Consider the following 4834-nt stretch of genomic DNA (forward strand, 5'->3'; position numbering starts at 1 on the left):
CTTTCTTCATGTCCAGCAGCAGTTGCCAGCAGTTGCCAGTAGCCGTCGGTTCGTTGCCAGCAAGCTTGCTTTAGTTGCTCTAGTAAGAAATTGTTACTTCTATCCATCTTTTTTTGTCAGTTATACCTGTATTCCAACTTGTAGGCCTACCACCTAATTCATTGATGGCATTTTTTAATGTATCACCCAACCGCGTGTTTTCAACCGGCACACCGTCTTTAATTTGTTGTAGAGTACGTGGCTCAAGAATACCTGACAATCTAATTGTTGTTGGTTTTCCTCTTCTTAGAACTCCTGCCATTTCTAAGGCATCCACAATCATTCTACCAGCAGAACGGTCAGGAAGATCCCGCTTATAAATGTCTGTTACGTTTATGCCGCCATCTGGAAGCTTTTCAAAAATTACAGCGGGAGCAGGTTGTTGCGATGAAGCTGGCCACATAACAACAGTATTCTTATCTTGGACTCTAATGCTTTTAGGTTTTTCATATTGTCTGCCACCTGTATTGCCTGTTGAATCGTCTGCTGAGCTGTGAAAAACAATTTGGCGTCCTCCAAAAAGTTTTCCAATGTTTGCCAATGCGCTCGAAGCTACAGATGCACCGTGAACTTGTAATGCTACACCTGCTGCTAGGGCAGGAGCACCCGCAAGACAGCCAATTCCGGTTATACATAAAGAACCGCCCCCAGCAGCAGCGCCACTACCCGCTATTATCTCTAAAATCCCAGTGACAAGTGCGGCCCCATCTCCAAAAGTTTGCCCTGCCTTAAAAGCCAAAGTTTGAGGAAGCCCACGTTCTACATCTTTTTCTAATCCGTTCCATCCAGGGCTAAAAATCTGCAACAACCATCTAGCTGGTTCTCCGTTATTACGCAACCATTGATAGACTGCACCAGCAACAAACTCTCCAAGAGGTCTAAAAAACCTCAACAATTCTTGAATAACTTGTTTCAGTGCCAAGCGTTTGTTTGGAGGTAACTTGCCACCAGAACCACCACCCCCAGAACCATTAGACGGATTCTTGGCTAAATCATCATTCCGACTCCCACCTGAAGCAGAATCAGAACCACTACTACCAAATACCTGTTTAAACTGAGGCTCTTTAATCAGAATAAAAGTCGGTGCCCAAATATCATCACTCGGCTTCGGAGGCTTCTGTAAATCGAGCGGCACCTGTTTTTTCGGAGCCTTATTCAACCGCGGCGCTTCCCCAAATTCCGGCAAATTATTCCTCTGTGTCCCAGTCCCTTTGGGGTCGAACGACCCTCTTGTGGTATCAGATTCACCCGGCGCATACTTGCCATCTTTCCAACTAGACTTCGACCAGCTTTCACTCCAATTATTGCGACCATCATCCCACACAGTCCCGCTTCTCGTCCAACTCCAACTGCTGCCATTACTCGTCGAAACACCCCCTTTCGTCACTGATTCCGACTCCGAACCGCTCACAGTTTCCGTCCAAGTGTAACCTCCCTTAAAATAAGATTTGCTGTAACTTGAACTCCAGGTAGAAGACTTGGAAACCGAACTAACTAGACCCTTACTATCGTAAGTGCTTTCGCTCGACCTTTTCTCGTAACTCGAACTACCATTTTCAGTTTTGCGACCATCTTTATAAGTTGTAACTGTCTGTGAATTTCTAGTTGTTGAAGTGTCGCTACTGTTAGATGAACTGGAATTGTTGCCCGAGGTGCTGCTGTTACTTTTGGTAGCTGTTATTGTCGATTCGTCACTGTTACTTTGAGTAGTATAAGTATCAGCCTTATACTCGCTCTCCCACTGAGCATGACTTTCTGAATAATTTTCTTGTGAGTTTTTAGAACTGACTTTCCCCGAACTGTTGCTGCTGGAAGAGTTCGACTTGCTGACAGAATAAGTATCCCGATTGTGGTTTCTAGTTTCCGGGCCGTGTTTGTAGTTTTGGGTCTCATTACTCTGAGTTACCGAGTAATTATTATTTCGATTGTTATTCCAATAATTGCTGCCGTTGCGGCTATTAGTTTCCTCAGACTGATTGACGGTATATGTGTCTCTGTTGCTGGTATTTTTTGACTTGCCGTCATCGTAACTGCTGTTAGCATTACTATTGGCTTCCGAATAAACATCGCGGCTGTTGCTGCCGACTGTTTTGCCGTCTGTTGTAGTGTTGTCCCAGGTTGAGTTAATGACAGAATAGTTGTCGCTGCTGTTGTTGGTTTTGGAGGGGCCGCTGCTGCTGCTACTCTCAGAATTCGAGCGATTGACTTGGGTTTCTTCTCCGCTGTGAGTGTTGGTGGAACTGCTGTTATTGCTGCTATTATTCCAGTCAGCTTTGCCTTGAATTTGAGTTGAACTGTTGCTGACCGAACTGCCGGTGCTGCTAGTATTGCGAGTGTTTGAAGTTGATTTTGACCCCCAATCGTCTTGGCGGTTGCCCTTACTCATTGCATAGCCCGTGCCGTATTTGCTGTCGGATTGGGATTTGCTGTTTCGGTAGCTCTCGGCAGTGGTGTTTGTAGTTTGTGAAGGAGTGGTATAATTGCTAGAACTGCGGGATTTTTGATTAGATGAGCTTTGGTCGTTGCGAGTGCCTTCGTATTTAACTCGGCTGTATTTTTCCTGCGATTGATTTGTGTTTTCGACTGAGTTTTGGGAAAAGTTTTGGCTGCTGTAGGTAGCAGCTTTTGTGCTGGAATCGCTGGTGGATGCGTTAAAAGAGTTGCCCTTGCTGTTGGTGTTGACGGTGCTTTTATCCCAGCTTGATTCTGTGTTTGAGAAGTTGCTATTGGTTTGAGTGTGGGTGGTAGTCGTGCCGTTAGAGTTGCTGGTAGCGGTGGTTGTGTTTGGCGCTAATTCTGTGGTATACGAGCTAGTGCCTGCCTCGCTGTTTCCGGTTGAGGTGCTGGTAGTCTTTGGCGTGCTGGATGAGGCGTTGGTTAGCGCCGGTCTTTCTGAGGGTTTGGCTGCGGTATGATTCGGAGAGTTACTGGTATTTGCATCGGCAGCAATTAGGGATTTTGTCAATTGTTTGGTTGCTGCCAAGACTGGGATGGTGGGAATTGTTTCGGTGGCGGTAGCAATTGCCAATTCGGGATTTAATATTCCGTATCCTGTCCTTTCGTCCCATCCGGGTACGTCGATGTCGCTGGCTGTTTTTAGGAGGATGTTTTTGATTTGTTGCCGACTCAGTGATGGGTTGGCTGTCCACATTTGGGAAAGGGTGTTTGTGACTCTAGCGGCGGCTATTGATGTGCCTTGTTTTGTTTCGGTTGTTGATGGTTCTGCTGTTTCTGGAAGGCTGATTGGTGCTAAGATATCTAAGCCTTCTCCGTAGCTGGAATAAGCGCTGCGGTGGTTGTTTTCGGAGGCGCCAACTGTGATGATGTTGTCGAATTCTGTGGAGGCTTGTCCGAGTGCGGATGCGAGATCCCCTTGATTGCCAGCGGCTGCTACAATCAGGATGTTGTTGTCTTGGGCGTATTTAAGTGCTGATTTTTCTTCTGCTGTCAGTTTGTGCCGTGTGGTTTGTGTGCCGTCGGGATTAATTTGGGTTAAGTCGAAGCTGAGGTTGACGACGGCGTTGGGTTGTTTTGAGGCTTTGGCTGCGTCTACAAATTCTATCAGGGATTGCTGCCAGTTGCCGCTACCAATTGCTCTTCCTAACCAAATCGGAGTCGATTTTTTGGTGGCGTTTTTATTGTTGGAGTCGCTGATAATTTCTAAAATTGTGTCGCCGTGTTGGTTTCCTTCGTTTGGTTGGAGTAGGGGATTGTTGTCGCCCTCGATTAAGTCTTTTCCAAGGATGATTTGGCTGTAGTTGATGTTGGGATTGTTGGTGACAAAGCCGGTGTCGATGATTCCGATTAATGGTTGGTTTTGTTGGGGGATGTTGGGGCTTGTTTCTGGTTTGGTTTCTGTGTCGGTTACTGTGTATTCGTTGATGGTTGTTTCGGAGTCCCTGTCTGTTGCAGTTGCGATGAAGGAGTCGGCGATGAGATTTTGTGAGTTGTCTGGCTGATTGTTTTCCTCGGATGGTATTTCGGGAGTGATGGCGATGTTTTTGGAGTCGAAGTCGGGGTTTACATATTCCTGGATGGTTGTTGGCTGCTGATTGTCGCTGTCGGCGGTGATATTTTCCGATTGTGGCGAGTGATGGTTTTCTGTGAGGGCAATTTCGGGAATAATAGTTTGGGCGTCGGTAACTATATATTCTGATGCGGATGGTTGATGATTTTGGCTGGCTTCTGTGGAGGGAATGAGAGGGAATTGTTGGGCGAGTATGCTGTTGAGAGTTTCCGACAGTTGAGAAATTTCTTGGGGATAAATTAGCGGGAAATTTTCAGGAGTTTGGCTGGCTATTTCGGCCCTGTCGATAGGCTTGGGGGAGATGTTTTCAATTTCTCCGGTGAGAATGTCTGTGGATTCTGCGGGTATTGCTGGTATTTCTGGTTTGTCTGCTTGGATAAAGACGGGTATTTCGATTTTGTCACCTGTGATGAAGTCGATTGAGTTGATATTTACGATCGCAGGTTGAGTATTTTCTGAGATAGTTGAGATGATATTTTCGGAAATTGTGGGGTTTTGGGTTTCTCCCGCTGGGGAATTTTCGGGTTTTGTCTCAACAGGATTTGTCCGGGAATTAGGAATTTCCGAAACAGTCTGATTTTCAGTTTCTGCTGCTGAGGAATTTTCGGGTTTTGTCTCAACAGGATTTGTCCGGGAATTGAGGTTTTCGGAAATTGTCGGATTTTCAGTTTCTGCTGGTGAGGAGTTTTCCGTTTTTGTCTCAACAGGATTTGTCCGAGAATTGGGAATTTCGGAAACTGTCGGATTTTTGGTTTCTACTGCGGGAGA

Annotated in this window: 1 protein-coding gene; it reads right to left on the reverse strand. The window is 46.0% G+C overall.

Annotated features, from left to right (window positions below; translation table 11 throughout):
• Nucleotides 1-79 precede the first annotated feature (79 nt).
• Nucleotides 80-4834: S8/S53 family peptidase (locus QUB56_RS13110; protein WP_332955661.1), on the reverse strand; the 4755-nt coding region annotated here is incomplete at its 5' end.

The organism is Microcoleus sp. AR_TQ3_B6 (assembly GCF_036702785.1).
Classification (GTDB): domain Bacteria; phylum Cyanobacteriota; class Cyanobacteriia; order Cyanobacteriales; family Microcoleaceae; genus Microcoleus.